Below are 1,428 nucleotides of genomic sequence, written 5' to 3' on the forward strand. Positions count from 1 at the left end.
GCAGCCATACCGCTCACAAGTCCATATACCGTTTCATGCCCTTCGGAATAACGTTTTGCAGTCGGCAATAACTCGTCCAGTGCCAGATAGACCATCACCCCGCCAATTAAACCAAAAACCAGACCATATACTGTATCGCTCATATAAGGTGCCAGAATAAAGTAACCCAAGGCGGCACCAGCCTGTCCTTTGGTATGGGCGCGCTGGCCGGAATTGCCGGTGATAAATACAGTCTGGGTTTTGTCGCAGAAACTGAACGTCAGGTGAGCATGCATTTGCAGCATCATATCAGTCAGTTGCCGCTGCAAGATGAGCGTTCTCGCCGTATTCTGGAACAGATGAACGAAGATGAGCTGCATCATCGGGATACAGCGTTGAAGGCAGGCGGTGTAGATCTGCCTGCTCCGGTCAAAATCACCATGACAGCTATTTCCAAACTCATGACCAAGACCAGTTATTTTACCTGGTTATTTGCCGGCGCTGCGGGTCTGATGATGGTTTCACTTGCGTTAGGTGAATTCGCTGCAACAGGCTGGATGGCATACCCTCCACTGTCAGGTATCGAATATTCTCCAGGCGTAGGTATGGACTACTACATCTGGGCACTGCAAATTTATACGATCACGTTGCTCACCATGTGAGTGGTACGTGATGGAGGCTCTTCAGCCCAAGCCATACCGGTTTCAAGACGTGCGACACGACGCTCTAAAAGGTCTTTGGTATCGTTGAATACCCAAGTCGTCGGTGGCTCAACTGAACGGCGACGGTCACGGGTTTGCGCGTTTGGTGTGGTACGTAGCGTATAAGAAATATCTTCAGCCAAGGTATCCAACCAATCGCGGAATTTCCAGTCGTCCAGCAATTTTGCTTCGCGATACAGGAACTGACTGATTTGATGATGAAGTATCTAACTTATTCCCCAACCCTTTAAAATCAAAAAGCACACCGATAGTGTGCTTTTGAATACATTGTAATCTTAACTCATATACTTCGGCTCTTCATCTACGACTTCTGCCTGCCATTCATTGACCTGCTGTTCCAGCAAGCCATACAGGGCCGCCTAAGAGTCATCCTGGGTCGACTTGATACGTACTGAGGTCACACCAGATTGTGCATCCCCTAAAACTTCAGGAATAAACATCATGCTGGGTTAGCAAGTTCAGTAAATATTCATCTGAAGTTTGCAGTTTATCTACCAGATTCAGATCCAGTGCATCACGGCCATACCAGTGCTCGCCAGTGGCCACTTTTTCAACATTCAGCTGCGGGCGATACTTCTCAACAAAGTGTTTGAATAAAGCATGAGTCTGCTGCAATTCTTCCTCAAACTTGGCTTTGCCCTCTTTGGTGTTTTCACCAAACATGGTCACGGTACGTTTATACTGACCTGCGGTATAGAGTTCGAAATCAATCTTGTTTTCTTTGAGC

At 47.3% G+C, this 1,428-nt stretch carries 5 pseudogenes; 1 reads left to right on the top strand and 4 read right to left on the bottom strand.

The features are described 5' to 3' along the window. A pseudogene (locus CWI32_RS14920) lies at nt 1–179 on the bottom strand (zinc transporter ZupT); the annotation flags it as partial. 15 nt (nt 180–194) lie between these two features. On the opposite strand from CWI32_RS14920, the pseudogene CWI32_RS15585 reads away from it, so the two are divergent. Continuing rightward, a pseudogene (locus tag CWI32_RS15585) lies at nt 195–614 on the top strand (demethoxyubiquinone hydroxylase family protein); the annotation flags it as partial. Nucleotides 615–616: 2 nt separating this feature from the next. On the opposite strand, the pseudogene CWI32_RS14930 reads toward CWI32_RS15585, so the two are convergent. From CWI32_RS14930 to CWI32_RS14935, 3 pseudogenes are all read right to left on the bottom strand, one after another. Continuing rightward, nucleotides 617–907, bottom strand: a pseudogene (locus CWI32_RS14930) (aromatic-ring-hydroxylating dioxygenase subunit beta); the annotation flags it as partial. Nucleotides 908–976: 69 nt separating this feature from the next. After that, nucleotides 977–1,060 (bottom strand): annotated as a pseudogene (locus tag CWI32_RS15430) (hypothetical protein); the annotation flags it as partial. 73 nt (nt 1,061–1,133) lie between these two features. After that, nucleotides 1,134–1,428 (bottom strand): annotated as a pseudogene (locus CWI32_RS14935) (S49 family peptidase); the annotation flags it as partial.

The sequence above is a fragment of the Acinetobacter pseudolwoffii genome (assembly GCF_002803605.1).
Taxonomy (GTDB): Bacteria; Pseudomonadota; Gammaproteobacteria; order Pseudomonadales; family Moraxellaceae; genus Acinetobacter; species Acinetobacter pseudolwoffii.